The following is a 26,409-nucleotide window of genomic DNA, read 5'->3' on the forward strand; positions in this document are numbered from 1 at the left end:
AACCCCGCCCGGCACGGGCCCTCCCCCGGGGCCCCGGCCGCGGCCCGGCGCCGCGCCGCGCGCACCGTCCGGCGTGTGAGGATTGAGACATGTCCGATGGATCCAACCTCCCCGACGACGTCTCCACCCTCCCGGCCGGCAGCCCGCTGACCCGGGCCGCGCTGGAGATCGACGAGTACGCCGCCACCCTCGGCTGGGACCTCCCGGCCCGCCTCTTCGCCCTGGTCGACAGCGCCGCGCTGCGCAAGGCCGACCCCCGCATCGCCGATCAGCTCGGCCTCGCCGACGGCGACCAGCCCGGCCTCACCCCGGTCGAGCAGGACGAGCTGCCCGCCGGCATGGAGCTGGACAAGTTCCTCGGCACCATCGCCTGGCCCGCCGCGGTGGTCGGCTGCGCGCTGGTCGTCGAGCGCCTGATGCTGCCGCCGGGCGCCGAGCAGTCCCGCCCGCGCAACGCGAACGACGCCCAGCTCGCCGAGTGGGTGGCCAACCACCCCAAGCGCGAGGAGGTGCGGATCACCGCCGCCGTGCTGCGCGACGGCAGCCGGGAGATCGCGCTGCGGCTGCGCTCCAAGGACGTCGCGCGCGAGGTGCTCACCGGCCCCGACCTGGTGCCGGGCCTCACCGAGGCGCTGCTGGCGACCTTCTCCTGATGTACTTCCCGGCCGGGTCCGGTCACGGCCGGACCCGGTGGGCGGAAGCCGGTCTGCGGAAGCCGGTGGGCGTGAGCAGGTGGGCGTGAGCAGGTGGGCGTGAGCAGGTACTAGGAGGCGCAGGACGGCAGGGCGGAGTTCTGCCCGTCCCGGACCTGCTCCAGCGCCTTGAGCGCGCCGTCCAGCGTCTCCACCTTGACCAGCCGCAGCCCGGACGGGGTGTTCTTGGCGGCCTCGGCGCAGTTCGCCGCCGGCGTGAGGAAGAACTCGGCGCCGGCCTCCCGGGCCGCGATCAGCTTCATCGAGATGCCGCCGATCGGCCCGACCTGGCCCGTGTCCTCGATGGTGCCCGTGCCGGCCACGAACCGTCCGGCGGTCAGGTCGCCGGGGGTCAGCTTGTCGATGATGCCGAGCGAGAACATCAGGCCCGCGCTGGGCCCGCCGACGTCCTGGAGCCCGATGTCGATCCGGAACGGGTAGGTGTGCCGCAGGCCCGGACGGATGCCGACCATCGCGGCGCCGGTGTCCGGGGACTTCACGGTCGGCACGCTGACGTCGGTGCGGGTCCCGGGCTCGGCCGAGCCCTCCTTGACCCGGGGCACCACGGTGAAGACCGCCGGCTCGCCGGGCTGGTGCTTGGTGACCGCCTTGGCGACCGCGTCCGCGTCGGCCACCGGGGTGCCGTCGACCGCGACGATCTGGTCCCCGGCGTGCAGCCGGCCCTCCGCCGGGGCACCGGCGGTGACGGCCTGGACGATCAGCTCGCTGCCCATCGGGATCCCGAGCTGGGTCAGCGCGGCGGTGCGGGCGTGGTCCTCGGAGAGCGCGAACTCCTCGGCGTTCTGCCGCTTGGCGTCGGCGTCGGACTGGCCCTTCGGGTAGACGTTGTCGTGCGGCACCACCAGCACGTCGTCGCGCAGCCAGCCCACCACCGCGTTGACCAGGCTCGGCTCGTACTTGGCGCCGGTGACCTGGACGGTGGTCATGTTGAGGTGACCGCTCGCCGGGTACGACTCGTGGCCGGTGATGGTGATCACCGGTGTGCCCGTCTTCTCCTGCACCCCGAGCGTGTTGTACGTCGGGCCCGGGCTCATCTCGGTGTACGGCACCTTCATCAGCACCGAGGCACAGAGCAGCGCTATGAGCAGCAGGGTGGCGGCGAGCATCGTCGCAGAGCGGCGTGGCATGCCTCGACAGTACGGGACGCGGGTGACCGTGCGCCCGGCGGGTCGTCGGGACCGCCGGGCGGGGTCAGCGGCCGGAGCGCTCCTCGGAGCCGCCGCCGGCGGTGGTGCGTTGCATCGCGGCCATGAACCGCTGGTGCTCCGCCAGCGAGGCCGGGTCCCCCGTCGCTCTCGGGGACCGCTGGGCCCAACCCGCCCACACGGTGGCCAGCACCGCGGCGACGCAGGGAATGATCAACCAGGCGAGCACAGCCATCTCAGTACTCCCAGCTCGTCGTGTCTATGAGCAGATTAACCATCCCGACGGACAACGCTGCGGGCGCCGTCCGGGTTACGGCACGGCCGATCGGCTCACTGCCAGGGAGTATCCGGCGCAGCGGCCCGCACCCGTTCGAGTGAGCGACCGGCGCGCCTGCGCGTCGCGGGGCGCGAGCGGTGCACAGGTGGACTCGCGGGCGACCGTGCGGATGATCGTACGAACGGCTGTGCGGACGACTGTGCGGACGGCTGCTCAGCAGCTCCCCGCGCCCACCCACTCCTCCTCGCCGTCGGCGAAGACCTGGTGCTTCCAGATCGGCACCTCGTGCTTGAGGTCGTCGATCAGCCGCCGGGCGGCGGCGAACGCCTCGCCCCGGTGGGCGCAGGAGACGGCGACGATCACGGCCTTGTCGGTGATCCCCAGCCGGCCCACCCGGTGCACCGCGGCCAGCGCGCGGACCGGGAAGTCGGCGACGACCTTCTCGGCCACCCGGCGCATCTCCCGCTCCGCCGTCGGGTGGCAGCTGTACTCCAGCGCCGTGACGTGCTTGCCGCCGTCGTGGTCGCGGACCGTCCCGACGAAGACGGTCGTCCCGCCGGCCGCGTCGTCACCCACCGCCTCGTACACCTCGTCGAGGGAGAGCGGGGTGTCGCGGATCGCGAGCAGGCGGATCGGGTCGTGGTTCTCGGACATGCCCCCATGATTGCCCATGCCGGGCGGGCCGGGGCAAGTACCTTCCGCATCACGATTGCGAAATTTCGCATCGTGAGAACGACGAGCTCAAGAGCGCGGGTCCGGCCGCGGCCCCCGGACCGGGACCGGAGCCGGGCCCGGGCCGCGGAGCCCGGGACCGGGCCGCTCAGAACCGGCGCCGCTTGCGCGCCCGCCGCACCAGCGCCGCCGTGCCCACCAGCGCCACCGTCGCGCCGGCCGCGCCCAGACTCGTCGCCGCCTCCTTGCCGCCCAGCCGCCGACCCGCCACCGCGTGCTTGCCCGACACCTGCGCCAGCAGCTCCGCCAGCACCTCCTCGTTGGTGTGCGTCGGACGCCAGCCCGCCTCGTGCAGCCGGCTCCCCGACACCACCCACGGGTACATCGTGTACGCCAGGTCCCCCGCCGGCGCCGGGGTCAGCCCCAGCCGGTGCAGCCGCGCCGCCGTCCCCAGCGCCAGCGAGGCCGGCAGCTCCATCCGCCGGATCCCCGACAGCCGCTCCACGTCCTCCTGCTCCAGCCAGCCGTCGCAGCCGACCGTCACCTCGCCCTCGACCAGGCCGAGCGCCGCGTACTCCAGTGCCGCCGCCAGGTCGTCGACGTGGCAGAACTGCCAGCACGGCCGGGACCCGGCCACCACCAGCAGCCTCGGCGCCTCGAAGTGCCGGGTCAGCACGGTGTCCACCCCGGGGCCCACCACCACGGCCGGCCGCAGCACCGTCACCTGCAGCCCCGGGTGCGCCCTCGGCGCGCGGCGCGCCAGCCGCTCGATCTCCAGCAGGTCGCCGACCAGCGAGGCCTCCTCGGTCGCCCGCAGCTCCGAGTCCTCCGCCAGCGGCACCTCGTTGTCCGGCAGCGCGCCGTAGACCATCGCCGACGTGCACAGCACCACCCGGTGCACCCCGGCCGCCGCGGCCGCCGTCAGCACCGTCTGCGCGCCCCGCACGTTGTAGGCGCTGCGCGCCCTCGGGTCGGACTCCATGCCCAGGTCCATCGCGAGGTGGACCACCACGTCGACCCCGGCCAGGCGCTCGGCCACGGCCGGGTCGCGGACGTCCAGCACCCGCCACTGCACACCGGGCACCTCACCGCGCCGGTCGTCGACGGCCAGCACCTTCCGGACCCCCGGCGAGGCCACCAGCCGGGCCGCGACCCGTTCGCCGAACACCCCGGCGGCACCTGTGACCGCCACGGTGAGGGGTCTTCCGGCATAGGCTGGAGGCGGCGACGCCGTGGTGTCCGGGGCGTCCTCTCCTCCGGTCAGCCCAGAGCGAACGTCCGAAGGCGGGGAACTCACCGGCCATCCTCCACGGTTAGCTTATGTGCGTACGTACGTGTGTCACGTACGTCCATCCTGCCCGAGGCTGAGGCCCGGCGGTGCACCCGGCGCGGGCCAGCCGTCCGGGAGCCGCCCGCCGGCGGGGAGTCCCCCAGCTCCGCCGACCGCCCCGGGCAGCAGGAAACACCGCCACCACCCGTATGACGGCCGACCGGATCGAGGACCCCGTGAGCGACCTTCCCTTCGGATTCGGCGTTCCGCCCGAGGAGCCCGAGGACGGCAAGGCCAAGCCCGACGACGACCGGAAGAAGAAGGACCAGGGCGACGAGCCCGCCGGTCCGCAGCCCTTCGGCTTCAGCGGGAACAACCCGCTGGGCGCCCTGTTCGGCATGGGCCTGCCCGGCATGCCCGGCGGCCCCGGCGCGGGTGGCCCCGGCGCTCCCGGCGCGGGCGACAACCCCTTCGCGGCGATGTTCGGCGGCCTCAACCCCAACGACCTCGGCGCCGCCTTCCAGCAGCTCGGCCAGATGCTCTCGTTCGAGGGCGGCCCGGTGAACTGGGACCTCGCCAAGGACATCGCCCGGCAGACCGTGGTCGCCGAGCCCGCCGAGGGCAAGAGCAAGGACCGCTCCGTCGGCGACGCCGAACGTTCCGCCGTCGTCGAGGCCGTCCGCCTCGCCGACCTGTGGCTCGACGGTGTCACCACCTTCCCCTCCGGCGCCGCCGCCGCCGTGGCCTGGAGCCGCGCCGAGTGGATCGAGGCCACCCTCCCGGTCTGGAAGGACCTCGTCGACCCCGTCGCCGAACGCGTCGGCAACGCCATGGGCGGCGTCCTCCCCGAGGAGATGCAGGCCATGGCCGGCCCGCTGATGGGCATGATGCGGTCCATGGGCGGCGCCATGTTCGGCACCCAGATCGGCCAGGCCCTCGGCGCCCTCGCCGGCGAGGTGGTCGGCTCCACCGACGTCGGACTGCCGCTCGCCCCCGCCGGCAAGGCCGCGCTGCTGCCCCAGAACGTCGCCGAGTTCGGCGAGGGCCTCAGCGTGCCGGCCGACGAGGTCCGCCTCTACCTCGCCCTGCGCGAAGCCGCCCACCAGCGGCTGTTCGCGCATGTGCCGTGGCTGCGCGCCCACCTCCTCGGCGCCGTCGAGGCGTACGCCCGGGGCATCAAGGTCGACACCTCCCGGATGGAGGAGCTGGTCGGCCAGCTCGACCCGGGCAACCCCGAGGCCCTCCAGGAAGCCCTCGCCGGCGGTCTGCTCCAGCCCGAGGACACCCCCGCCCAGAAGGCCGCCCTGGCCCGCCTGGAGACCGCCCTCGCGCTCGTCGAGGGCTGGGTCGACGCCGTCGTGCACGCCGCCGCCGAGCCCCACCTGCCGCAGGCCGGCGCCCTGCGCGAGACCGTCCGGCGCCGCCGCGCCGCCGGCGGGCCCGCCGAGCAGACCTTCGCCACCCTGGTCGGCCTCGAACTGCGCCCCCGCCGCCTGCGCGACGCCGCCCGCCTCTGGGCGCTGCTCGCCGACGCCCGCGGCACCGAGGGCCGGGACGACCTCTGGCAGCACCCCGACATGCTCCCCACCGCCGCCGACCTCGACGACCCGGACGCCTTCGTGCACCGCGGCAGCGCCGACGACCTGGAGGGCGGCATCGACTTCGACGCCCTCGACAAGCTGCTCGGCGAAGCCGCCGCGGGCGGGGCCACCGGCACCGCCCGGCCCGACCTGACGAAGAACGACGCCGACGGCGACGACGACGGCAACGGCAACCAGGGGAAGGGCGAGCCCACCGCGTGACGACCACCGACACGGACCGCGCCGACACCCTCCGACCGGACGCCCCGGGCGGGCTGCACGCCGACGCGGTCCGCGCGCTGACCGACTGGCGGCCCGCCGAGCCCGAGCAGGACCGGCTCCGCCTCGACTACCTGCGCCACCTCGCCGAGCAGCCCGGGGGCATGTACCGCTCCTGCCTGCCCGCCCACATCACCGCCAGCGCCGCCGTCGTCGACCCGGCCGCCGGGCGGGTGCTGCTCACGCTGCATCCCAAGGTCGGCCGCTGGCTGCAGATGGGCGGCCACTGCGAACCCGGCGATCCCGACCTCGCCGCGGCCGCCCTGCGCGAGGCCACCGAGGAGTCCGGCATCCCGGACCTCGCGCTGCTCACCCGCGACGGCGCGCCGGTCCCGGTCAAGCTCGACCGCCACCAGGTCCGCTGCACCGGCAAGGACCGGCCGGAGAACACCCACCTCGACGTCCAGTACATCGCGGTGGCGCCGCCCGGCGCCCAGGCGCTGATCAGCGAGGAGTCGCTCGACCTGCGCTGGTTCGACTACGACCGGCTGCCGGAGCTCACGGACCAGTCGGTGCGCGACCTCGTCGCCCGCGCGCGCGACCTCACCGGCTGAGGCGTTCAGGAGCGCGAGCACGGCAGGAGGGGCGCGGGCCACTGTGGCCCGCGCCCCTCCTGCCGTCGCGCTCCTCGGTCTCCCGGGCCGTCCCCGGGCCGTCCCCGGGCCGTCTCCCGTCCGCCTCCCGCCGGGCCCCGGGAGGCACCCGGCCTCAGGACACCCGGCCGAAGGACTCAGCCGCAGGACTCCGCCGGACCGGGCTCCGCCGGATCCTCGTGCCGGGCCCCCGGGATGTGCGGCAACCTGGCCGCCGACACCACACCCTCCAGATAGCCCCGCGCCCGCTCCGTCCGCGGGTACGCCTCCAGCAGCGCCCAGAAGTCCGGGCCGTGGTCCGGCACCAGCAGGTGCGCCAGCTCGTGCAGCAGCACGTAGTCGACCACGTACTCCGGCATCCCCTGCAGGCGGTGCGAGAGCCGGATCGTCCGCTCACTGGGGGTGCACGAACCCCAGCGCGAGTTCTGGTTGGTCACCCAGCGGACCTGGGCGGGCTGGGCCCGACCGCCCAGATAGGCCACCGAGAGCTCCCGCGCCCGGGCCACCAGCGCATCGTCGCCGAGCACCCGGCGGCTCTCCTGGGCCGCCAGCTTCTCCAGCATCTGCGCGACCCAGCGCTGCTCCTCCGCGTGCGACATCCGGGCCGGGATCAGCACGATCGTGCGATCGCCCTCGCGGTACGCGGACACCGTCCGGCTGCGGCGGGCACTGCGCCGCACCTCCACCCGGGAGCGGTCGAAGGGCTCCCGTGCGGGCGACGGCTGCTGCTCCGGACACTGCTGTTCCGGACGCCCACGCGTGCTCGGCGCCGCCACTTGCGACCCGGACGCTGCACGGGCACGCCGAGGCGACGCCGAGGGATGGGAGTCCCGTTCGGCTGCCATGGCACACGACGTTACCCGTTACCCCTGACAGAAGTCCGCTGCCGTGGCCGAAATCTTTCGTGGAGCGATCGGGAACGAAAGGCCGACGGAAGGTGTCCGGAATCGGACATCGGTCCGGACGGAAAGTTATCCACAGGGCATGCGAACAGATCATCCGGTCATAGCCCCGCACCTGTGGACAACCCGCCGCACCGCGGCTCCCCGATCGGGCATGCTGCCGTCGGCCGTCCGGAAACGATCGGGAGGAAGACCACCGTGCGCCTCGCCCTCAAGCCCGCCCTCTCCCGCAGCTGGCGGGACTCGGACACCCTGCAGTTCGGCACCGTCCCGCAGCACGCGGGCGTACTCGCCCGCGCCTCCGGCACGATGCTGCGCGAGTTCCTCGACCTCGTCGACGGCACTCGCGACCGGCCCGCCCTCCTGGCCGAGAGCGAGCGGATCGGTTTCGGGCGCGACCCGGCCGACTCCCTCCTCGACCTCCTGGAGGAGGCCGGAGTGCTCGACGACGCCGAGGCCGCGGCCGGCGCCCTCGCCCTCTTCCCGCAGCCCCACCGCGAGCTGCTCGGCCCGGACCTCGCCTCGCTGTCGCTGATCCACCCCGGACCCGGTGCCGCACCCGCCGTCCTGGCCCGGCGGCCCGAGCAGGCCGTCGAGGTCCGCGGCGCCGGCCGGATCGGGGCGGCCGTCGGCGCCGTGCTCGCCGCGGGCGGCGTCGGCACGGTCACCGTGGTCGACTCCGGCCGGGTCGCACCGGGCGACTGCTCCCCCGCCGGGCTCCCGCCGGCCGACGTCGGCCGGGTCCGTGCCACCGCCGCCCGCGAGGCCGTCGACCGGGCGGCGGCCCGGAGCCCGGCCCGGCGCAAGCGGCGCCCGAGGCCCGGGCCGCCCGACCTGGTGGTGCTCACGCCCCGCGACGGCAGCGCGGCCTTCGCCGGCGGCACACCACTGGCCCGGGAGCTGCTGCGGGCCGGCGTCCCGCACCTCTACGTCGGTGTGGTCGAGGAGTACGGGGTGGTCGGCCCCCTGGTCGCGCCGGGAGTGTCGGCCTGCGGTCACTGCCTGGTCCTGACCCGGGAGGACCAGGACGCCGCCTGGCCGAGGATCCTCGCCCAACTCGCCGACGGCGGCCCGGGGCGGGCCCCGACGCCGGCCTGCGACATCGCGCTCGCCACCTCGGTCGCCGGGCTGGCCGCGCTGCACGCCCAGGTGTTCCTGGACGGCGGGCGCCCGCCCAGCCTGGACGGCTGGTGCGAGATCTCGGCCGTCGACGGGACGTCCCGCCGCCTGCGGCTCAAGGGCCACCCGGAGTGCGGATGCCTCTGGCAACCGACCGCGCCGCACTAGGACGGAGCGCCAACCGGGTGACAGGGGTGGAGTCTTGATCATTCGTCAGTCGCACGGGGAAAGAGGGCACCGCGAGGCCCCGGAGCTACTACTGTGGCGTCGGCCGCCCGGCGGACGCCGAGAGTGGCCCGCGCAACGATCGCAACGCTCGTGCACGACCTCACCGAGAGGTATCGACATGATCACTCGCAGATCGCTCATCGGCGCCGGGGCCCTGGCCGTCCCGCTGGCCGCCGTCCCGGCCCTGCCCGCCGTCGCCACCGCGGCCGAGGCCCGGCGGCGACGATGGTCCAGGCTGTCCGACCGTCTGCACGGCACGCTGGTCCTCCCCGGTGACCCGACCTACGGCGTCGCCAAGCAGATCGGCCAGGCCCGCTTCGACTCGGTCGAACCGGCCGCCGTCGCCTACTGCGCCGACGAGGCCGACGTCTCGCTCTGCCTCCGCTACGCCCAGGACCACGACCTGCCGATCGCCGTCCGCGCCGGCGGGCACAGCGGTGGCGGCTGGTCCACCGGCACCGGCCTGGTGGTCGACGTCTCCCGGCTGAACAGCGCCGCGGTGACGCCCGGGTCCGCGACCTTCGGCGGCGGCACCCAGCTCGTCGACGTGACCAACGCGGTCGCCCCGCACGGCCTGGCCGTCTCCGGCGGCTTCTGCCCCACCGTGTCCCTCGGCGGCTTCCTCCAGGGCGGCGGAATCGGCCTGCTGACCCGCCATGCCGGCATCTCCAGCGACAAGGTGACCTCGGCCCGGGTGGTGCTGGCGAACGGCCGGACCGTCACCGCCTCGGCCGAGGAGCACGACGACCTGTACTGGGCGCTGCGCGGCGGTGGCGGCGGCAACTTCGGTGTCGTCACCTCCTACACGGTGACCCCGGTGCCGGTGACCACCCTGACCATGGCCAGCCTCAGCTGGTCCTTCGACCGCGCGGTGGATGTGCTGGACGCCTGGACGCACTGGCTCCCCGACGCCCCGCGGACCCTGGGCGGCGGGGCGGTGGTCGGCCTTCGGGACGCCGCGCCCGGCGCCACCCCGTTCGTCTCGGTACTGGTCGGCTCGATCGGCACCGAGGCCGAACTCAACACCCAGACAGGCCGACTGGTCGACCTGGTGGGCGCGGTGCCGGCCTCCCGGAGCGGCTACACCGCCCCCTACCTGTCCGTCATGATGGGCTTCTACGGCTGCGGCTCCTACACCCAGGACCAGTGCCACCGGACGGGTACCGGGCCGGCCGCCGTGCTGCCCCGGCCGACCGCGGCCGTGGACCGGGGCCGGCTGTTCGACGCCCCGCCGCCGCGCTCGGTCTGGGAGGCCGCGGTCGGCCTGCTGGACCGGGACCGGCTGGCCGGGCAGCAGCGAATGGTGCAGCTGAACGCGCTCGGCGGCGCCGCCAACGATCCGGCGCGCACGGCCACCGCCTACGTCCACCGGAACGCGCTGTTCAACGCGAGCCTCGGCGCGGTGATCGCCTCCGGGCCGGTGGACGCGACGGCGATCGCGGCGGCCCGGAGCTGGGCGGACGCCGGTTTCGCAGTGCTCGACCCGCACTCCTCCGGCGAGACCTACCAGAACTTCGTCGATCCCGGGCTGCCGGACTGGCGGCACGCCTACTACGGGGAGAACTATCCCCGACTGGTCGCGGTGAAGCGCCGGTACGACCCGCACCGGCTGTTCTCCTTCGCCCAGGCCGTCGGCGCCTGATCCGGCCCGGCCGTGGGGCCCGCGCCCCACGGCCGGACCGGATCTCCGGACTCGGATCTTCGGGCCCGAGGTTCGGGCTCGAGGTCCGGGCCCGACCGCGACCGGCACCGCCCCGGCGGGGCGGCCGATTCCGGCCGGGGCCGCACCGTCGAGCGGGCACAATGGCGTATGACGGTCGGCCCCCGCCGCGGGGGCCTGGGGCATGTCGACTTGGAGGCCCGGGTGAGCGATCTTCCGCGCAAGGCAATGACCCGCACGGCAAGACTCGCCGCCCTGCCGCTGGGGATAGCCGGCCGGGCCACCCTGGGGCTGGGGAAGCGGATCGGCGGCCGGTCGGCCGAGGTGGTGACCGCCGAACTGCAACAGGCGACCGCCGACCAGCTGTTCAAGGTCCTGGGCGAGCTCAAGGGCGGGGCGATGAAGTTCGGACAGGTGCTGTCCGTCTTCGAGGCCGCGCTGCCCGAGGAGGTGGCCGGACCGTACCGGGCGGCGCTGACCAAGCTGCAGGACGCCGCGCCGCCGATGCCGGCCGCGAAGGTGCACGCGGCGCTGGCGGAGCGGCTGGGCGCGGACTGGCGGAGCCTGTTCCTGGAGTTCGAGGACCGCCCGTCGGCGGCCGCGTCGATCGGCCAGGTGCACCGGGCGGTGTGGCACGACGGCCGCACCGTCGCGGTCAAGGTCCAGTACCCGGGAGCCGGCGACGCGCTGCTGGCGGACCTGTCGCAGCTGAGCCGGGTGGCATGGCTGCTGGGACCGCTGATTCCGGGCCTGGACATCAAGCCGCTGATCACCGAGCTGCGGGAGCGGGTCGCCGAGGAGCTCGACTACGAGCTGGAGGCCCAGGCCCAGCGCCGTCATGCCGAGGAGTTCGCGGACGATCCGGAGATCGCGGTGCCCGGGGTGGTCGCCCAGGCCGACCAGGTCCTGGTGTCGGAGTGGATGGACGGCACGCCCCTGGCCGAGGTGATCGCCTCGGGGACGCAGGAGGAGCGGGACCGGGCGGGAAAGCTGCTGGCGCGGTTCCTGTTCGCCGGTCCGTCGCGGACGGGGCTGCTGCACGCGGATCCGCATCCGGGCAACTTCCGGCTGCTGAAGGACGACGGCCCGGTGGAGGGCTGGCGGCTGGGGGTGCTGGACTTCGGCACGGTCGACCGGCTGCCGGGCGGGCTGCCGGCGCCGATCGGGGCGTCCCTGCGGATGGCACTGGCCGGCGACGCGGCGGGGGTGCTGGCGATGCTGCGCGAGGAGGGCTTCGTGAAGCCCTCGATCGAGCTGGACCCGGACGCGGTACTGGACTACCTGGTGCCGATCATCGAGCCGGCGGCGGTGGAGTCGTTCCACTTCACGCGGGCGTGGATGCGGGCCCAGGCGGCGCGGATCGCGGATCCGCGCTCCCCCGCGTACAACCTGGGCAAGCAGTTGAACCTGCCGCCGTCGTACCTGTTGATCCATCGGGTGACGCTGAGCACCATCGGGGTGCTGTGCCAGTTGGGTGCGAAGGCGCCGTTCCGGGTCGAGATGCTGGAGTGGCTGCCGGAGTTCGCGGCGCCGGGCTCGGCGGCCGGCCGACCGACCGCGAAGGCGGCGGCCCCGAAGGGCACGGCCCCGAAGGCCCCGACCCGGAAGGCCGCGGCGGCGAAGCGGTCGACGGCCCCGCGGCGCCGGGGCCCTTCGGCCGAGGGCTGACCGCGCCGTCGTCCGCCGCCCCACCACTCGCCCCACCGTTCGCCCCGCCGCGCGGCGCGGCGGCAACGGCCGCAGGCCGCCCCCCGATGTCGGGGGGCGGCCTGCGGCGCGACGGGGGTCCGGCGGGGCCGGGCGGGTGCCGGCGTCCCGGTCACCCGGCGGCACTGCCCGGGCATGGCGACATCGCCTCGGGTCGTCCCCACCTTTCGGCGGTCCGACCTCGGGGCGATGTCACATCAGGGCGACGGCGATGGCCTTGCGGGCACGCAGCGAGGCGCGCTCGGCCTTCTGCTTGAGCCGGTGGGCCCGGGCGACCCGGCCGACGAGCCGTTGGTGCTCGGCCTCCTGGAGGCGCTCTTGCATATGGGCCCGGGCCAGGGATTCGTGGAGAAGTTGCATTTCGAGGGTCCTGTTCTGGATCTGAAGTTCGGTGGTCTGCTCAGCGCGGACGGTCGGATCGATGGCGGCGGCGGTCATGTGGTGGTCCTGCTCGGGGTGCGTCGTCGGGAAGGGGTGGATGCGGGCGGCGTCGGCCTTGGCGGCCGCGAGGCGTACGGAGCGCCGGAGGGAGTTGTCCGGCAGGGGCTGCTCTCCCCGGCGGACGGCCTCGGCCCCGGACGCGGGGTTCACGCCGCGACCTCGGTCTTGCGCGGGCGGCCGCGGGGCCGCTTGCGGGCCACGACGACACCCTGGACGAAGAGCTCGCCACCCCAGACGCCCCACGGCTCGCGGCGCTCGACCGCACCGGTGAGACACGCGTCCTTGACCGGGCAGGTGCCGCAGAGGGACTTCGCGTACTCGACGTCGGCGGGCGTCTCGGCGAAGAAGACCTCGGGGTCGAAGGCGCGGCACGGGATGGGGAGACCGAGCTGCTCGGCCTGGTCGATCGAGGTGAACTGCATGGGGAGAACCTCCGGGGGGTCGGCCTGGTCGGCCTTGATCTGGCTTGTCGGCGGTACGGACGGGGTGGGCGGTGTGATGACCGTGGACACTGTGTGCGTCTTCCTCGTCTTCTCAGTGGGTCCGGCTCAGCTGACTGGTGGGGCTGGGCCGGAGGCCCCGGAGGGCCTGGGTGGTCTTGCGTACCGGACAAAACAGAAGGGCCGCGGATCCCGGTGTGACGGGGTTCCGCGGCCCTGGAGGCGCCGACCTGAGGTTGCTCAGGTTCGTTCTCTCCAGGGTTCAGGCCCGCGGAAGGCCCGCATCCGGACGGCCGTGGCGTCCGTAAAGACGGCCATGGCCTGCTTGATCTGCTGCTCGTTCTGCTTCTGGGCGTTTCCGGCACCGATGACCTGCGCATAGCCGCCATGCATGGCGGCGGCTACGGCCGCCTTCGGTGCCTGGGTCGGTCGCTCGTCACGCGGGGAGCGCGACGCATCGACCGAGGCCCAGTCACGGGACAGACCAGTCTCGACACGGGTGCCGTCGAAGCTGCCGCCCTCATTGCCATTGCTGCCGAGGCCAGTGTGTCCAAGACCACTGACAACGGAGGCGGCGAAGACGGGAGCGACTGCGACACGGGTGGCGTCGAGACCCAGACCGGTTCCGCACAGCTCGGCGGTGATCCGCAGGCTGGCGGCACGCAGGGAGGCAGCGTCGACGGTCTGGCCAGTCACTTTGGTGTTCATGATGTCCACTGTCTTCGCCTCCTCTCGGCGTCTCGCGGAGCCTGGTCTCCCGGGCTCCGAACTGTTCGGATGTCTGTCTCGGTGAAGCTGGTGGGGCAGGGGGGCACAGCGACAGGTTTCACCCCGTGCGACCGCGTCCCCTTGACCGCTCCGGCAGGCTATTGCGCTCCCGGTACGGCGCGCAAACTATTTTTCCGGCGAGTTTCCCGACGGTCTCCTCGGCGCTCCCCGGCGCCGGCTGTGATCGCCCCGGACCGGCTCAGGCCGGTTCGTCCGACCGACCGTCCATGACGTCCGCCGGATCCCCCTCGGGCTCCTCCCCCGCACACAACGAGAGCACGGCCGCCCCGTATTTGTCCAGCTTCATGGCCCCGACCCCGGAGATCGAGGCCAGCTCCTGGCGGTTGGCGGGGACGTCCTCGGCGATGGCCATCAGGGTGGCGTCGGTGAAGACGACGTAGGCGGGCGCGCCCTGTTCCCTGGCCTGGGCGGCACGCCACTCGCGCAGCCGCTCGTAGAGCGCCTCGTCCATGGTCGAGGGGCAGGTCTCGCAGCGGCGGAGCTTGCGCTCGACGGCCTCGGTGAGGACGCGCTCGCAGACCCGGCAGGTGACCGGGCCGCGGACCCGGCGCCCGGCGGAGCGCTCGCCGCCCTCGGCCCCGCCGCGTCCGCCGCGGCTCGCGGGGCGACTGCCGGGGGCGCTGGAGCCGGGCCGCAGCCCGTCCAGGAAGCGGGTGGGCTTGCGGGAGGCCCGGCCGCCCGGGGAGCGGGAGAGCGCCCAGGAGAGGGTGAGGTGCTTGCGGGCACGGGTGACGCCGACGTAGAGGAGGCGGCGCTCCTCCTCGACCTGCTCGTCCGTCTTGGCGTAGATGATCGGCATGGTGCCCTCGGTGAGGCCGACGAGGAAGACGGCGTCCCACTCGAGGCCCTTGGCGGCGTGCAGGGAGGCCAGGGTGACGCCCTCGACCGCGGGGGCGTGCTGGGCGGCGGCGCGGGCGTCGAGTTCGGCGACGTAGGCGGCGAGGTCGGTGGTCAGGCCCTCGGCCGCGCGGCCCCGCTCGAACTCCTCGGCCAGCCGGACCAGGGCGGCGAGGGACTCCCAGCGGTCCCGGACCGCGCCGGAACCGGCGGGGGGTTCGGGGGTGAAGCCGCGGGCGGCGAGGACGGCTCGGACCTGCCCCGCGAGGTCGGGGGCGCCGTCGGTGACGGGGTCGGAACCGGCCCGGGCCGCGCCGCGGAGCAGGACGCCGGCGTCCCGGACCTCGGGGCGTTCGAAGAACCGCTCGGCGCCCTTGAGCTGGTAGGGGACGGCGAGGTCGGAGAGGGCCTGCTCGTAGACCTCGGACTGGCCGTTGGTGCGGAACAGGACGGCGATCTCGCTGGCGCGCACCCCGGCGGCGATGAGGTCCTTGATCCGCCGGGCGGTCGTCTCGGCCTCGGTGGGCTCGTCCTCGTACTCGGTGTAGAGGGGCTCGGGGCCGGCCTCGCGCTGGGAGACGAGTTCGAGGCGGTGACGGGCGGCCTCGCCCCGGGCCTGGGCGAGCAGCCCGTTGGCGAGGTGGACCACCTGGGGGGTGGAGCGGTAGTCGCGGACCAGCTTGACGACGGTGGCCTCGGGGTGGCGGGCGCGGAAGCCGAGCAGGTAGTCCGGGGTGGCGCCGGTGAAGGAGTAGATGGTCTGGCTGGCGTCGCCGACGACGCAGAGGCTGGTGCCGCCGCCGGGGCCGGTCCACTGGTCCAGGAGGCGCTGCTGGAGCGGGGAGACGTCCTGGTACTCGTCGACGGTGAAGTGCCGGTACTGGGCGCGGACCTGGTCGGCGATGTCCGGCCGGTCCTCCAGGATGGCGGCGGTGAGCAGCAGCACGTCCTCGAAGTCGATGTTGCCGCGGCGGCTCTTGGTCTCCTCGTAGACGCGGTAGACCTGGGCGGTCTCGGCGGGGTCGCGGGGGGCGTCGCGGCCGGACTTGGCGACGGCGGCGGGGTAGTCGTCCGGGCCGGTCTGGGTGACCTTGGCCCATTCGATCTCGGCGGTGAGGTCGCGGAGCTCGGTGCGCTGGACGCGCAGGCCGCAGCGGCCGGCGGACTCGGCGACCAGCTGGACCTTGCGCTCGAGCAGCTGCGGGACGGGGCCGCCGATGGCGCGGGGCCAGAAGTAGTGGAGCTGGCGCAGCGCGGCGGCGTGGAAGGTGCGGGCCTGGACGCCCTCGGCGCCGAGCTGGCGCAGGCGGCCGCGCATCTCGCCGGCGGCGCGGGCGGTGAAGGTGACGGCGAGCACCTGCTGGGGCTGGTAGACACCGCTGCGCACGCCGTAGGCGATGCGGTGGGTGATGGCCCGGGTCTTGCCGGTGCCGGCGCCGGCGAGGACGCAGACGGGACCGTGCAGGGCGGTGGCGACGGCCCGCTGCTCGGGGTCGAGTCCGGCGAGGACGGCGTCGGGGCCGCCGGCGGCGGGGTGACCGGTCCGGTGGGCGTCCTGGTGTCCGTCGAACGGGCTGCCGCTCAAGAGGTCTTCCTGCATGCGTTCCATCCTCTCAGCCCGGGCGGACATCCCGGGCGGGGTTGTCCACAAGCCCGGTGCGATCGCCGGATGATCGCGGCGCGGACGGCGGGTGGTGGCACACTCGGGGCGCGTGCCCCCGGGCATGCGCCGGTACGGCGGGGCCGACGCCGTGGAATGACCGCCGGGCGGTGGACGTTCTCCCCCCGGAGCCGTGGAACGCACGCGGTACCGGTACGCGCGCGCGTTGGCGTCCGCACGCCCTCTCCACCCGATTCGCTATCCGAAGGAGTCCCCTCGATGTCCGGCAGCGTGACGATGTACAGCACGACCTGGTGCGGCTACTGCAACCGGCTCAAGAGCCAGCTGGAGCGCGAGGGCATCGGCTACACCGAGATCAACATCGAGGAGGACCCGGCGTCGGCGTCCTTCGTGGAGTCGGTGAACAACGGCAACCAGACCGTGCCGACCGTGCTGGTGACGCCGACCGCCGGTGGCGAGCGGGTCGTGATGACCAACCCGAGCCTGCTCCAGGTGAAGAAGGCCCTGGCGTCCTGACGCCGGACGGTCCGACACCCGGCGGTACGGCCCCGGCGGCCCGACACCCGGCGGTACGGCCCCGACGCCCGACGGCAGGGCCCCGACGGCAGGGCCCCGGCGGCCCGGCCCCGGGCGGTCCCGGCCGGCGCGCGCCCGCACCGCGGGTCACTGCGCGTCGGCCCGGGCCGGGTCGACGGGGGCGGCCGGCGCGGGCAGCGTGGTCCGGGCGGCGAGGTCGCCGACCCCGTAGACCAGCCGGCTGCGGTCGGCCGAGTAGCGGGTCTCGATCACCCGGACCGGCCCGCGCCGGTCGTAGGTGACCCGGGTCTGGACCACCAGCGGCACCCCGGGGCCGCCCTGGAACCACTGGGCCTCCTCGGGGCCGGGCATCCTGGCCACCAGGTGGTCGACGGCGCCGACCTCGGTGCGCCCGAGGGCGGCGAGCACGGCCTCGTCGCCGCCGTCGATCTGGTCGGGTTCCATCAGCGGGGTGCCGGCCGCGAGACCGGCCCGGTAGTGGCTCTCCTCGATGGAGTACGGCTCGCGGTCGAGCAGCCGCAGCTGGCGGCGGACCACGATCGCCTCGCCGGGACGCAGTCCGAGCCGCTCGGCGATGTCGACGCGGGCCCGGACGATCATCATCTCGAAGTCGACGGTGAGCTCGCGGCCACTGTCGTCGGCCTCGCCCCGGTAGACCTCGCTGGGGGTGGCCAGGCAGTCCAGCGCGGCGGGGCCCTGCGGTTCGAGGCGGGGGGCGGGCCCGTAGGCGCGGTGATCGAGCACCGGGTGCTCGCGCAGATAGGTGCCCTTGCCCTGGAGCCGGACGAGCCGGCCCTCGTTGACGAGGACGTCGACGGCGAGGCGGACGGTGTTGCGGGCGACGCCGTACTGGCGCTCCAGCTCGCTCTCGACCGGGAGGGCGGCGGCGGTGGTGAACTCGCCCTCCGCGATCCGGCGGCGCAGGTCCGCGGCGAGGCGCTGGTATTTGGGGGATTGGGCGGTGCCCCGGGGGATTGTCACCCGAGTGAATGTAGCGAGACGGGTGAGCGGCTTTCAGGCGTTTGCCGCAAAGTCGCCCGGGATCGGTGACGGTGTCCGGTCGGCGCCCCCCGCCCCTTCCGGGCAGGGCCGCTCCGGTTACGAACATCCTGGGGAGACGGGTTCGGAATGGAAATTGGGGGCGCGCGAATCAACTCTGCGCGCCCCCAATCCCTGGAACGCTCCGAAACCCCGGACCGGAACCCCGGATCCGGGCCCCGGCCCCGAACAGTTCCGAACATCCGGACCCGGAACCCCGGATCCGGACCGGCCCCGCTGGACCGCCGCCGGAACTACCAGCGGGCCGCCGACGGCAGCGGCTCGCCGTACCAGAGCTCGACCAGGTGCCGGGCGATCGAGATCCCGGACGGCGGCAGGATCTCCCCCGCCGCCATGCCCGCCCGCAGCTCCTCCCGGGAGAACCAGCGCGCCTCGGCCAGCTCCTCCCCGTCCACGGTGATCGCGGTGCCGTCCGGGTGCGCCTTGCCCAGGAAGCCCAGCATCAGGCTGGACGGGAACGGCCACGGCTGGCTGGCCACGTAGGAGACCTCGGCGACCTTCACCCCGGCCTCCTCGAACACCTCGCGCACGACCGCCTGCTCGATCGACTCCCCCGGCTCGACGAAACCGGCCAGCGTCGACCAGCGGCCCTCGGGCCAGAGCGCCTGGCGGCCGAGCAGGCAGCGGTCCTGCTCGTCGGTGATCATCATGATCACGGCCGGGTCGGTGCGCGGGTAGTGCTCGGCCGCGCAGGAGGTGCAGCGCCGCACGTGCCCGGCACCGGCCTTCTCGGTCGGGTGGCCGCAGCGCGAGCAGAAGCTGTGCAGCCGGTGCCAGTGCTCCAGGGCGACGGCGTGCACCAGCAGCCCGGCGTCCCGGTCGGAGAGCAGCGCCCCGACCTCGCGCAGCCCGGCCGGACGGGCGTCGCCGTCCAGCCGGCCCGGCAGGCTCTCGCCCGCCAGCGCGAAGTAGGAGACGCCGTCCTCGTCGGTCCCGAGGAAGTACCGGTCGCCGGTCTGCGGTGCCTCGAAGGAGGGCAGCAGGACCAGTTCGGTCCCCTGCCCGCTGTCCACCACGAACGCCTCGCCGCCGGCGATCGGCAGCACCTTGGTGGACGGGTGGCTCCACGCGGCCGCCAGCCAGGGCTCGTCGAACCGGTGCTGGGCCGCCCGGTCCACCCCGGCCCGGGCCAGCGCCAGGTGCAGCGGGTGTTCGGTCTCAGGCACGGTGCTCAACTGTTCCATCCCCACGTGATGAGTCTTCCGGACGGGTCGGGTGCGCCGCGCGGGCGGGGCGACGGGCGTCCCCCGGCGCCCCGGCCGCGCGCTGCCGATTCACTCTTGCCCGCCGCCGGGCCGCCAGTTCTCGGCGAGGTCGGCCCACAGGTAGGCGGCAGTCTCGACGCCCTTGGCCAGCAGGTCCAGCTCGACCTTCTCGTCCACCGAGTGCCAGCCGTCCGAGGGCACCGAGATGCCGAGGAACAGCACCGGCGCGCCGAGCACGTCCTGCAGGTCGGCGGCGGGGCCGGAACCGCCCTCACGGGTGAACAGGATCCGCTGCTCGAAGGCCCGTCCCATCGCCCGGACGGTGGACTGCAGGGCCGGGTGGTCCAGCGGGGTCAGGCAGGGCCTGGTGGCGCCCGGGAAGACCAGCTCGTACCTGATGCCCTCGGGCACCCGGTCGGCCACCCAGGAGCGGACGGCCTCGCGGACCTTCTCCACCTCCTGCCCGGCGACCAGCCGGAAGGACAGCTTCAGATGGGCCGAGGCGGGCACGATGGTCTTGCCGCCGGGGCCGGTGTAGCCGCCCCAGATGCCGTTGACCTCGGCGGTCGGGCGGGCCCAGATCCGCTCCAGGGTGGAGTAGCCGGCCTCGCCGCGGGTGCCGTACGACTTGGCGACCTTCAGCCAGGCGGCCTCGTCGAAGGGCAGCTCGGCGAAGAGCTCGCGCTCGCGGTCGGTCAGCTCGACCACGCCGTCGTAGAAACCGGGCACGGCGACCCGGTGGTCGGCGTCGTGCAGGCCGGCGGCCAGCTCGGCGGCGACGGCGGCCGGGTTGGGCACGGCGCCGCCGAAGGAGCCGGAGTGGATGTCGGTGTCCGGGCCGAACAGGTCGATCTGGGCGTCCGCGAGACCGCGCATGCCGGTGCAGACGGTCGGCGTGGTCTCGGACCACATGCCGGTGTCCGAGATGATGACGACATCGGCGGCCAGCCGCTCGGCCTCGCGGCGGACCAGCTCGGCGAAGTGCGGCGAGCCGGACTCCTCCTCGCCCTCGACCAGCAGCTTGAGGTTGACGGCCGGCGCGGTGCGGCCGGTGGCGGCCAGGTGGGCCCGCACCCCGAGGGTGTGGAAGAAGACCTGGCCCTTGTCGTCGGCGGCGCCCCGGGCGTACAGCCGGTTGCCGACCACGGTCGGCTCGAACGGGTCGGTCGCCCAGCCGTCCTCACGGGCGGCGGGCTGCACGTCGTGGTGCCCGTAGACGAGCACGGTCGGCGCGGACGCGTCCCCGGACGGCCACTCGGCGAAGACCGCCGGCAGGCCGTCCGTCTCCCACACCTCGGCCACCGGGAAGCCGGTGTCGCGCAGCTTGGCGGCCAGCCACTCGGCGGAGCGCCGCACGTCCCCGGCCCGGCCGGGGTCGGCGGACACCGAGGGGATGCGCAGCCAGTCGGCGAGGTCCGCGAGGAAGGCGGTCTGGTGCTGGTCGATGAAGGAGCGGACGACGCTGTCCGGGGTTCTCGTCATACCGACGACTTTAGTTCGCCCGGGCACCCCGCAGCGGCCCCGGTCCCACCCGGTGGCCGTCGCGGGGCCTGTAACGTCCGTCACCCCCGGACGCGCGCGGGGAGCGGCGCCGGGGGCGACGGGTCGACGGAGAGGTCGACGGGACGACGGGACGACGGGACGGACCTTCCGGATCAGCCGGAGCGGCGCAGCAGCGAGATCCGCGAGCGGGTGAGCAGCGCGGCCAGCCCGACCGCGAGCAGCGGCAGCAGGATCACGGTGCCGGCGATGGTGAACCAGGGGAACACCAGGGCGCCCTTGGCCGCCTCCTCCTGGAGGCTCATCCCGGGGTAGGCCGCCGAGGCCGCCTCGACCTTGCGCAGGGCGACCGCGGGCACCACGCCCGCGACCGCTCCGAGCAGGGCGCCCATGGCGGCGATGACCCCGCACTGGAACCCGGAGAGGGTGCGCCGGATCCGGGGCGCGGCCCCGACGGCGGCGAGGGTGGTGAGGTCGCGCTGGGAGTCGGCGGCCGCGAGGCCGGTGGCGATCCCGGCGGCGCCGAGGGCCACGAGGCCGGCGAACGCGGTGAGCCCGAGGCTGATCAGGTCGCCCGGGGACCGGTAGCCGCGCTCGACCTCGAAGTCGATGCCGTCGGACAGCTTGGCCAGGGCCGCGCGGGCCCGCTGCTCGCTGCCGTCGGTGGGCGCGGTGTCGGGCAGCCAGACGGAGCCGGCGTCGGTGCTGGTGAGGCCGAGGCGGCGGACGGTGTCGGCGCCGACCACGGCGGTTCCGCCGAGGGCGGCGTCTCCGGCCGCGAGCACGGCGTCGACGGTGACGGTGCGCACGGCGGGCTCGAAGTTCGCGTCCATCGGCCCGGCCGGGTAGGGCTCGGTGAGGTCGATGGAGACCTTGCCGTCCTTGAGGTACCGCTCGTCGAAGACGACGGCCTTGCCGGCGGCGACCGCCTGCCCGAAGGCCGGGTCGGCGATGCCGTAGAGGTTGCGCAGCAGGTTCGCGTCGCCGACCTGGACGGAGCCGAAGCTGTTGCCCCGGCTGATCCGGTCCTCCTTGCAGCGCGGGTCCTCACGGCCGAGCCGGTCGATGTCCTCCGCGGTGAGGCTGCGCCGGTTCTTGCCCCAGATCGGGCACTGCCGCTCCTCGGGCAGGGCCACCGAGACGCTGCCGCAGCTGTTGCCGCCGGCCCGGCAGTCGCCGAGGTAGGTGACCCGCTGGACGTCGGCGCGGGCGCCGAGGCCGGGGACGGAGTTCTGCACGGCGCCGCGCTGCTGGGCCAGCATCGAACCGTCGGCGGAGGCGCCCCAGCCGCTGGCCAGGATGACGGCGTTGGCCGGTCCGGCGGCCACGTACTCGCGGCGGTGCTGCTCGTCGCTGCTGGCGACGTAGACACCGACGGCGACGCTGCCGGCGACGGCGGCCATGACGGCGGCGACGGCGGGGGCGGTGCGGCCGCGGTGGCGGACGGAGTCGCGCAGGGCGAGGCGGGGGCCGAGCGGCAGCCAGCGGCCGATCCGGCCGAACAGGCCGACCAGGTAGGGGGTGAGGGCGACCATGCCGAGTTCGGCGACCACGGAGCCGCCGAGCACGGAGAGGGAGCGGCCGCCGAAGCCGCCGGTGGAGCCGAGCAGGGCGAGGGCGGAGCCGCCGCCGAGCATCAGCAGGCCGAGCAGGGCGAGCTTGCGGCTGGGCGGCTTGAGCGTGTCGCGCCCGGTGAGGGCGGCGACGACGTCCTGCCGGGAGGCCTGGACGGCGGGCACGACGGCGGCGAGCAGACCGGTGACGAGACCGATCAGCAGGATGCCGAGCAGGTCGAGCGGCTGCAGGTCGAAGTGGCCGAAGCGCTCGCCGGCGGCCGCCTCGGCGCGGGTGCGGAACAGCGCGACGAGGCCGATGCCGCCGACCAGGCCGACGACGGCGCCGGTGAGGCCGAGCACGACACCGCCGCCGAGGACGACGGCCCGCACCTGGGCACGGTCACCGCCGCCGGCGGCGAGCAGACCGAGCTGGCGGCGGGAGCGGCGGGCGCCGACGGCGAAGGCGGGACCGGCCAGCAGGACGATCTCCAGCAGGGCCATGCCGACCACGGTGCCGAGAATGACGACCGCGGTCCGGTCGAAGAAGGGGGTGGGACTGCCGCTGCCGCGGCTGTCCAGGTAGGCGTAGAAGGGCACCTCGGAGCGGGCCGGCGGGTCGAGCAGCACGGCGCGCGAGGAGGCGATGAAGCCGTACTTGTTGAGCTCCATCACCTTGGACCAGTCGAGACCGGCCCCGGCCGGGAGCTTGACCAGCCAATGGCTGACCCCCTCGCTCACCGAGGTGGTGCCGCGGGGCGCGCCGGACGGGTTCTCGAGCTTGTCGATCAGGGCGCCCGGGCGGGCGAACAGCACGGCGGAGCGCAGCTCGCCGGGGTACTCGGCGACGCCGGTGATGGTGTACGGGGTGGCCTGGAGGCCGCGGGGCGCGGTGCGGTCGCCGATCCTCAGCCCGGAGGTGTTCAGGAACTCCTGGCTGACGGCCACCTCGTGGTCGGCGCTGGGGGCACGGCCCTTGACGATGTTGTAGCGGCCGCGCCAGACGGGGTCGGCGAGGTCGGCCTCGGTGATCCGGACGTTGGTGAGGCCCTCGGCGGTGCTGGTGGCGGTGAAGGGACCCTCGCGGTACGGCACCAGGGTGGCGCCGGGCAGCAGCCGACGGGCGAGGTCGGCGGGCTCGGTGTCGAGGCTGATCCGCTGTTCGGGGTGTAGGCGGGCTGCCCGTTCTCCTTCTTGGTCTCCCCGGCGTCGGTGACCCGGAAGTCCTCCTCGGGGTCGGGGGCCTGGAGCACGACGGCGCCGCGGTCGAGGATCCGCAGGTCGGCGGAGGACTGGCCCATGGTGCGGACGACCTTCTCGACCGGGTCGAGTTCGGCGCTGCGGAAGACGACGTCGGCGCCGGCGACGCCGAGCACGGGCAGGGCGACCATGGCGACGACGAGGGCGCTGCGGCCCTTGGCGCGCAGGGCGTCGCGGCGGGCGATGCGCAGGGCGACCCGCCAGGAGCTGAGCTTCACTCCGCCACCGGGCCCTTCGCGTTGGTGGCGGCGGCGACGAGCAGGCTGCCGGCGTCCTGGCTGGCGCTCTCGTCGACCATGCGGCCGTCGCGGAGGAAGACCACGCGGTCGGCCCAGGCGGCGTGCCGGGCCTCGTGGGTGACCATCATGGCGGCGGCGCCGGCGTCGCAGCGGGCGCGCAGCACGGCGAGCACGGACTCGCCGGTGGTGGAGTCGAGGGCACCGGTGGGCTCGTCGGCGAGGACGAGACGGCGGTCGCCGATGAGGGCGCGGGCGATGGCGACGCGCTGCTGCTGGCCGCCGGACATGTCGTCGGGGAAGCGGTCGGCGAGTTCGGGGATGCCGAGCTCCTCCAGGGCGACGAGGGCCTCCCGGCGGGCGGCGCGGGCGGACACGCCGTCGAGTTCGCGCGGCAGCGAGATGTTCTCGGCGGCGGTGAGGGCCGGTATCAGGTTGTAGTCCTGGAAGACGTAGCCGACGGAGCGGCGGCGGACCTCGGCGAGCTTCTTGCGGTTGAGGCCGCCGAGCGCGACGCCCTCGACCAGGACCTGGCCGGTACTGGGGGTGTCGAGGCCGCCGGCGAGGGTGAGCAGGGTGGACTTGCCGGAGCCGGACGGGCCCATGACGGCGACGAACTCGCCGGGGCGGACCTTGAGGTCGACACCCCGCAGTGCCTGGACCTCGGCGGCGCCCTGGCCGTGGACACGGGTGACGTTGTCCAGGTGCAGGACGGCGGCGCCGCTGCTGGTCGGATCGGTGTGGGACACGGTTCCCCCTGCTGTGGTGGGGCCCGTCGCGCGGTGGCGGCGGTCGGGCCGGTGCTTCGGTTCGGGCCGGCCGGTCGTTCGGGCCGGTGGTTCGGGTTCGGGCCGGCCGGTCGTTCGGACCGGTGGTTCGCGTTCGGGCCGGTTCGGCCGGTGCTTCGGTTCGGGCCGGCCGGTCGTTCGGGCCGGTTCGGGTCCGGCCCGCCGGTGACGCGGCGGGCCGGGTGTCAGGCCTTGCTGCGGCGGCGGCCGAAGCGGGCGGGCGCGGCCGCAGCGCCGTCACCCGCCCCCGCGGCGCGCTGCTCGGCCGCGCGGGCCTGCTCCGTCTCCGCGTGCTGGGCGAGCCGGGACTCGCAGTGGTCGAGCCAGCGGACCTCGGCCTCGGTCTGGAAGATCAGCTGTTCGAGCACGAGCAGCCAGGCGAGGTCGGCGCCGGGCTGCCCGGGCCCGCCGGGCCGGCTCTCCCCGGCCAGGGCGCGGGCCTTGAGCCGGGTGTAGTCCTGGAGCGCCTTGATGCTGTGCCGGCGCTGGCCCTGGACCACGGCGGGGACGTCGACGCCCGGGACGGTGACGGCCATGGCGAGCTTGATGGCGAGTTCGTCCCGGGGCGGGTTGGTGCGCGGCACCGGGGTGTCGAACCAGGTCCGCAGTTCGGCCCGGCCGGCCTCGGTGGCCTCGTAGAACTGGTGGCCCTCCTCGTCCTCGCCGGCGGGGACGACCAGTCCGTCGCGCTCCAGTCTGGCCAGGGTGGTGTAGACCTGGCCGACGTTGAGCGGCCAGGTGGCGCCGGTGCGCGCCTCGAACTCGGTTCTCAGCTGGTAGCCGTAGCGCGGCCCCTGGTCGAGCAGGGCGAGCAGGCCGTGGCGAATGGACATACCGAGTATGTATACCCGGTATGCTCGACGGGTCAAGCCGGGACCCCGAGGGGCGCCGTGCCGAGAAGCCCTGCCGGGACGCCCCGCCGAGGACCTGCCGGGACCCAGCGGAGACCTCCGCCCGGACCCCCGGAGCGGGAGCCGACGCGGGCGGGCCGACGGCGACCGGTAACGTCGTACCGCGTGAGCCAGTTGCGCATCGCCACCTTCAACCTGCTGCACGGCCGACCGCTGGCCCCCGACGGCGCCCCGCGGCCCTTCCCGCCCGACCCCGCGGCACCGCTCGCGGAGGCGGTGGCCGCGCTGGACGCCGACGTACTGGCCCTCCAGGAGGTGGACCGGCACCAGGCCCGCTCGGGCGGAACCGACCAGGCGGCCGTCGCCGCCGCCGCGATGGGCGCCACCGACTGGCGCTTCGCCGCGGCCCTGCACGGCCGCCCCGCGCCGGTGGCCGGCTGGCTGCCGGAGCCCTCGGCGCCGCCCGGGATCCAGGTGTACGGACCGGCCGACCTCGACGGGCAGGCACCGCCCGCCTACGGCACCGCGCTGCTGACCCGGCTGCCGGTGCTGCACTGGCGGGCCCGCCGGTTCGCGCCGGCGCCGTTCGGACTCCCGCTGCGGGTGGCCGGCCGGCGCGGGCTGACGCCCGTTCCGGACGAGCCGCGCGCGGCACTCGCGGCGGTGCTGGAGGGCGGGCAGGGGCCGTTCACGGTGGTCGCGGCGCACCTGTCCTTCGTGCCGGGCTGGAACATGGCGCAGCTGGCGGCGATCCGCCGGTGGATCGCCGACCTGCCGCAGCCGTACCTGGTGCTGGGGGACTTCAACCTGGTGGGCGCGGTGCCGCGCACGGTGCTGGGCGGGGCGAGCGCGCTGGAGCGCTCGGCCCCCCGGGCGCGGGTGCGGGAGCTGCGGGCGGCCCGGCGGGCCCGGCCCGCGCTGGTGGAGCCGCGCCGGCGGCGGGTTCGGGAGCCGCGGGCGCGGCTCCAGGGCTGGTACGACCTGGCGCGCACGCCCACCTACCCCTCGCACCGGCCGGCGGTGCAGTTCGACCACGTGCTGGCGGTGGGGGTGCCGCGGACGGCGGTGGGCCCGGCGACGGCGCCGCGCACGGCGGTGTCGGACCACCGCCCGCTGGTGGTCCGGGTCTCGCTGTAGCGGATCCCGC

At 74.7% G+C, this 26,409-nt stretch carries 23 protein-coding genes; 8 read left to right on the top strand and 15 right to left on the bottom strand.

Annotated features, from left to right (window positions below; all coding sequences use genetic code 11):
• The first annotated feature begins 89 nt into the window (after window positions 1-89).
• The gene (locus tag BLU95_RS16050) at window positions 90-653 is read left to right on the top strand and encodes a PPA1309 family protein (protein ID WP_093860622.1); all 564 of its coding nucleotides are present in this window, start codon (window positions 90-92) and stop codon (window positions 651-653) included.
• A gap of 110 nt (window positions 654-763) precedes the next feature.
• Here BLU95_RS16050 and BLU95_RS16055 read toward each other — a convergent pair whose 3' ends face one another.
• From BLU95_RS16055 to BLU95_RS16070, 4 genes are all read right to left on the bottom strand, one after another.
• Complete coding sequence (locus BLU95_RS16055) at window positions 764-1,840, bottom strand: YlbL family protein (RefSeq protein ID WP_093860623.1); 1,077 nt, start codon at window positions 1,838-1,840, stop codon at window positions 764-766.
• Between the two features lie 64 nt (window positions 1,841-1,904).
• Window positions 1,905-2,093, bottom strand: a complete 189-nt coding sequence (locus BLU95_RS16060) for a hypothetical protein (RefSeq protein ID WP_093860624.1) — start codon at window positions 2,091-2,093, stop codon at window positions 1,905-1,907.
• A 255-nt stretch (window positions 2,094-2,348) separates the two neighbouring features.
• On the bottom strand, window positions 2,349-2,789 hold the full coding sequence (locus BLU95_RS16065) for a molybdenum cofactor biosynthesis protein MoaE (RefSeq protein ID WP_231978589.1): 441 nt from the start codon (window positions 2,787-2,789) through the stop codon (window positions 2,349-2,351).
• A gap of 166 nt (window positions 2,790-2,955) precedes the next feature.
• On the bottom strand, window positions 2,956-4,104 hold the full coding sequence (locus BLU95_RS16070; RefSeq protein WP_502689848.1) for an NAD-dependent epimerase/dehydratase family protein: 1,149 nt from the start codon (window positions 4,102-4,104) through the stop codon (window positions 2,956-2,958).
• Window positions 4,105-4,313: 209 nt separating this feature from the next.
• Here BLU95_RS16070 and BLU95_RS16075 point away from each other — a divergent pair, with 209 nt between their 5' ends.
• The gene (locus tag BLU95_RS16075; RefSeq protein WP_093864909.1) at window positions 4,314-5,879 is read left to right on the top strand and encodes a zinc-dependent metalloprotease; all 1,566 of its coding nucleotides are present in this window, start codon (window positions 4,314-4,316) and stop codon (window positions 5,877-5,879) included.
• Window positions 5,876-6,490: an NUDIX hydrolase gene (locus BLU95_RS16080; RefSeq protein WP_093860626.1), complete on the top strand. Its 615-nt coding sequence runs from the start codon at window positions 5,876-5,878 to the stop codon at window positions 6,488-6,490. Before BLU95_RS16075 ends, BLU95_RS16080 begins: the two co-directional genes overlap by 4 nt.
• Before the next feature lie 176 nt (window positions 6,491-6,666).
• Here BLU95_RS16080 and BLU95_RS16085 read toward each other — a convergent pair whose 3' ends face one another.
• Window positions 6,667-7,374: a M48 family metallopeptidase gene (locus BLU95_RS16085; RefSeq protein ID WP_093864910.1), complete on the bottom strand. Its 708-nt coding sequence runs from the start codon at window positions 7,372-7,374 to the stop codon at window positions 6,667-6,669.
• A gap of 255 nt (window positions 7,375-7,629) precedes the next feature.
• Here BLU95_RS16085 and BLU95_RS16090 point away from each other — a divergent pair, with 255 nt between their 5' ends.
• From BLU95_RS16090 to BLU95_RS16100, 3 genes are all read left to right on the top strand, one after another.
• A complete protein-coding gene (locus tag BLU95_RS16090; protein WP_159424900.1) occupies window positions 7,630-8,718 on the top strand; it encodes a ThiF family adenylyltransferase in 1,089 nt (362 codons plus the stop codon).
• A 178-nt stretch (window positions 8,719-8,896) separates the two neighbouring features.
• Window positions 8,897-10,420, top strand: coding sequence for an FAD-binding oxidoreductase (locus BLU95_RS16095; RefSeq protein ID WP_093860628.1), 1,524 nt, complete (start codon window positions 8,897-8,899; stop codon window positions 10,418-10,420).
• Between the two features lie 222 nt (window positions 10,421-10,642).
• A complete protein-coding gene (locus BLU95_RS16100; protein ID WP_093860629.1) occupies window positions 10,643-12,106 on the top strand; it encodes an ABC1 kinase family protein in 1,464 nt (487 codons plus the stop codon).
• 231 nt (window positions 12,107-12,337) lie between these two features.
• On the opposite strand, the gene BLU95_RS45565 is transcribed toward BLU95_RS16100, so the two are convergent.
• The 4 genes from BLU95_RS45565 to BLU95_RS16120 all read right to left on the bottom strand — a co-directional run bounded on the left by BLU95_RS45565 (window position 12,338) and on the right by BLU95_RS16120 (window position 16,261).
• Entirely contained in the window at window positions 12,338-12,736 is a 399-nt protein-coding gene (locus BLU95_RS45565; RefSeq protein WP_353653569.1) for a putative WhiB-interacting protein, read from the bottom strand.
• On the bottom strand, window positions 12,733-13,098 hold the full coding sequence (locus BLU95_RS16110) for a WhiB family transcriptional regulator (RefSeq protein ID WP_369826142.1): 366 nt from the start codon (window positions 13,096-13,098) through the stop codon (window positions 12,733-12,735). Before BLU95_RS16110 ends, BLU95_RS45565 begins: the two co-directional genes overlap by 4 nt.
• 168 nt (window positions 13,099-13,266) lie before the next feature.
• Entirely contained in the window at window positions 13,267-13,743 is a 477-nt protein-coding gene (locus BLU95_RS16115) for a hypothetical protein (RefSeq protein ID WP_093860630.1), read from the bottom strand.
• 250 nt (window positions 13,744-13,993) lie between these two features.
• A complete protein-coding gene (locus BLU95_RS16120) occupies window positions 13,994-16,261 on the bottom strand; it encodes an ATP-dependent DNA helicase UvrD2 (RefSeq protein ID WP_093860631.1) in 2,268 nt (755 codons plus the stop codon).
• A gap of 270 nt (window positions 16,262-16,531) precedes the next feature.
• Here BLU95_RS16120 and BLU95_RS16125 point away from each other — a divergent pair, with 270 nt between their 5' ends.
• Window positions 16,532-16,789 carry a mycoredoxin gene (locus tag BLU95_RS16125; RefSeq protein WP_030392921.1) on the top strand — a complete coding sequence of 86 codons (258 nt, stop codon included), beginning with the start codon at window positions 16,532-16,534 and terminating at the stop codon, window positions 16,787-16,789.
• Between the two features lie 147 nt (window positions 16,790-16,936).
• Here the strand turns inward: BLU95_RS16125 and BLU95_RS16130 are convergent, their stop codons facing one another.
• From BLU95_RS16130 to BLU95_RS16155, 6 genes are all read right to left on the bottom strand, one after another.
• Window positions 16,937-17,791, bottom strand: coding sequence for a GntR family transcriptional regulator (locus tag BLU95_RS16130; RefSeq protein WP_093860632.1), 855 nt, complete (start codon window positions 17,789-17,791; stop codon window positions 16,937-16,939).
• Window positions 17,792-18,102: 311 nt separating this feature from the next.
• Window positions 18,103-19,053 carry an NAD(+) diphosphatase gene (nudC, locus tag BLU95_RS16135; RefSeq protein ID WP_093860633.1) on the bottom strand — a complete coding sequence of 317 codons (951 nt, stop codon included), beginning with the start codon at window positions 19,051-19,053 and terminating at the stop codon, window positions 18,103-18,105.
• A gap of 90 nt (window positions 19,054-19,143) precedes the next feature.
• Window positions 19,144-20,556 (bottom strand): dipeptidase, encoded by a 1,413-nt coding sequence (locus BLU95_RS16140; RefSeq protein ID WP_093860634.1) that lies wholly within the window; start codon window positions 20,554-20,556, stop codon window positions 19,144-19,146.
• 173 nt (window positions 20,557-20,729) lie between these two features.
• Window positions 20,730-23,222 (bottom strand): FtsX-like permease family protein, encoded by a 2,493-nt coding sequence (locus BLU95_RS16145; RefSeq protein ID WP_093860635.1) that lies wholly within the window; start codon window positions 23,220-23,222, stop codon window positions 20,730-20,732.
• A 379-nt stretch (window positions 23,223-23,601) separates the two neighbouring features.
• The gene (locus BLU95_RS16150; protein WP_093860636.1) at window positions 23,602-24,372 is read right to left on the bottom strand and encodes an ABC transporter ATP-binding protein; all 771 of its coding nucleotides are present in this window, start codon (window positions 24,370-24,372) and stop codon (window positions 23,602-23,604) included.
• Between the two features lie 224 nt (window positions 24,373-24,596).
• Window positions 24,597-25,244, bottom strand: coding sequence for a PadR family transcriptional regulator (locus BLU95_RS16155; protein WP_093860637.1), 648 nt, complete (start codon window positions 25,242-25,244; stop codon window positions 24,597-24,599).
• 183 nt (window positions 25,245-25,427) lie between these two features.
• On the opposite strand from BLU95_RS16155, the gene BLU95_RS16160 reads away from it, so the two are divergent.
• Window positions 25,428-26,399: an endonuclease/exonuclease/phosphatase family protein gene (locus BLU95_RS16160; protein WP_093860638.1), complete on the top strand. Its 972-nt coding sequence runs from the start codon at window positions 25,428-25,430 to the stop codon at window positions 26,397-26,399.
• Window positions 26,400-26,409: the final 10 nt, after the last annotated feature.

This window comes from Streptomyces sp. TLI_053 (genome assembly GCF_900105395.1).
GTDB lineage: Bacteria > Actinomycetota > Actinomycetes > Streptomycetales > Streptomycetaceae > Kitasatospora.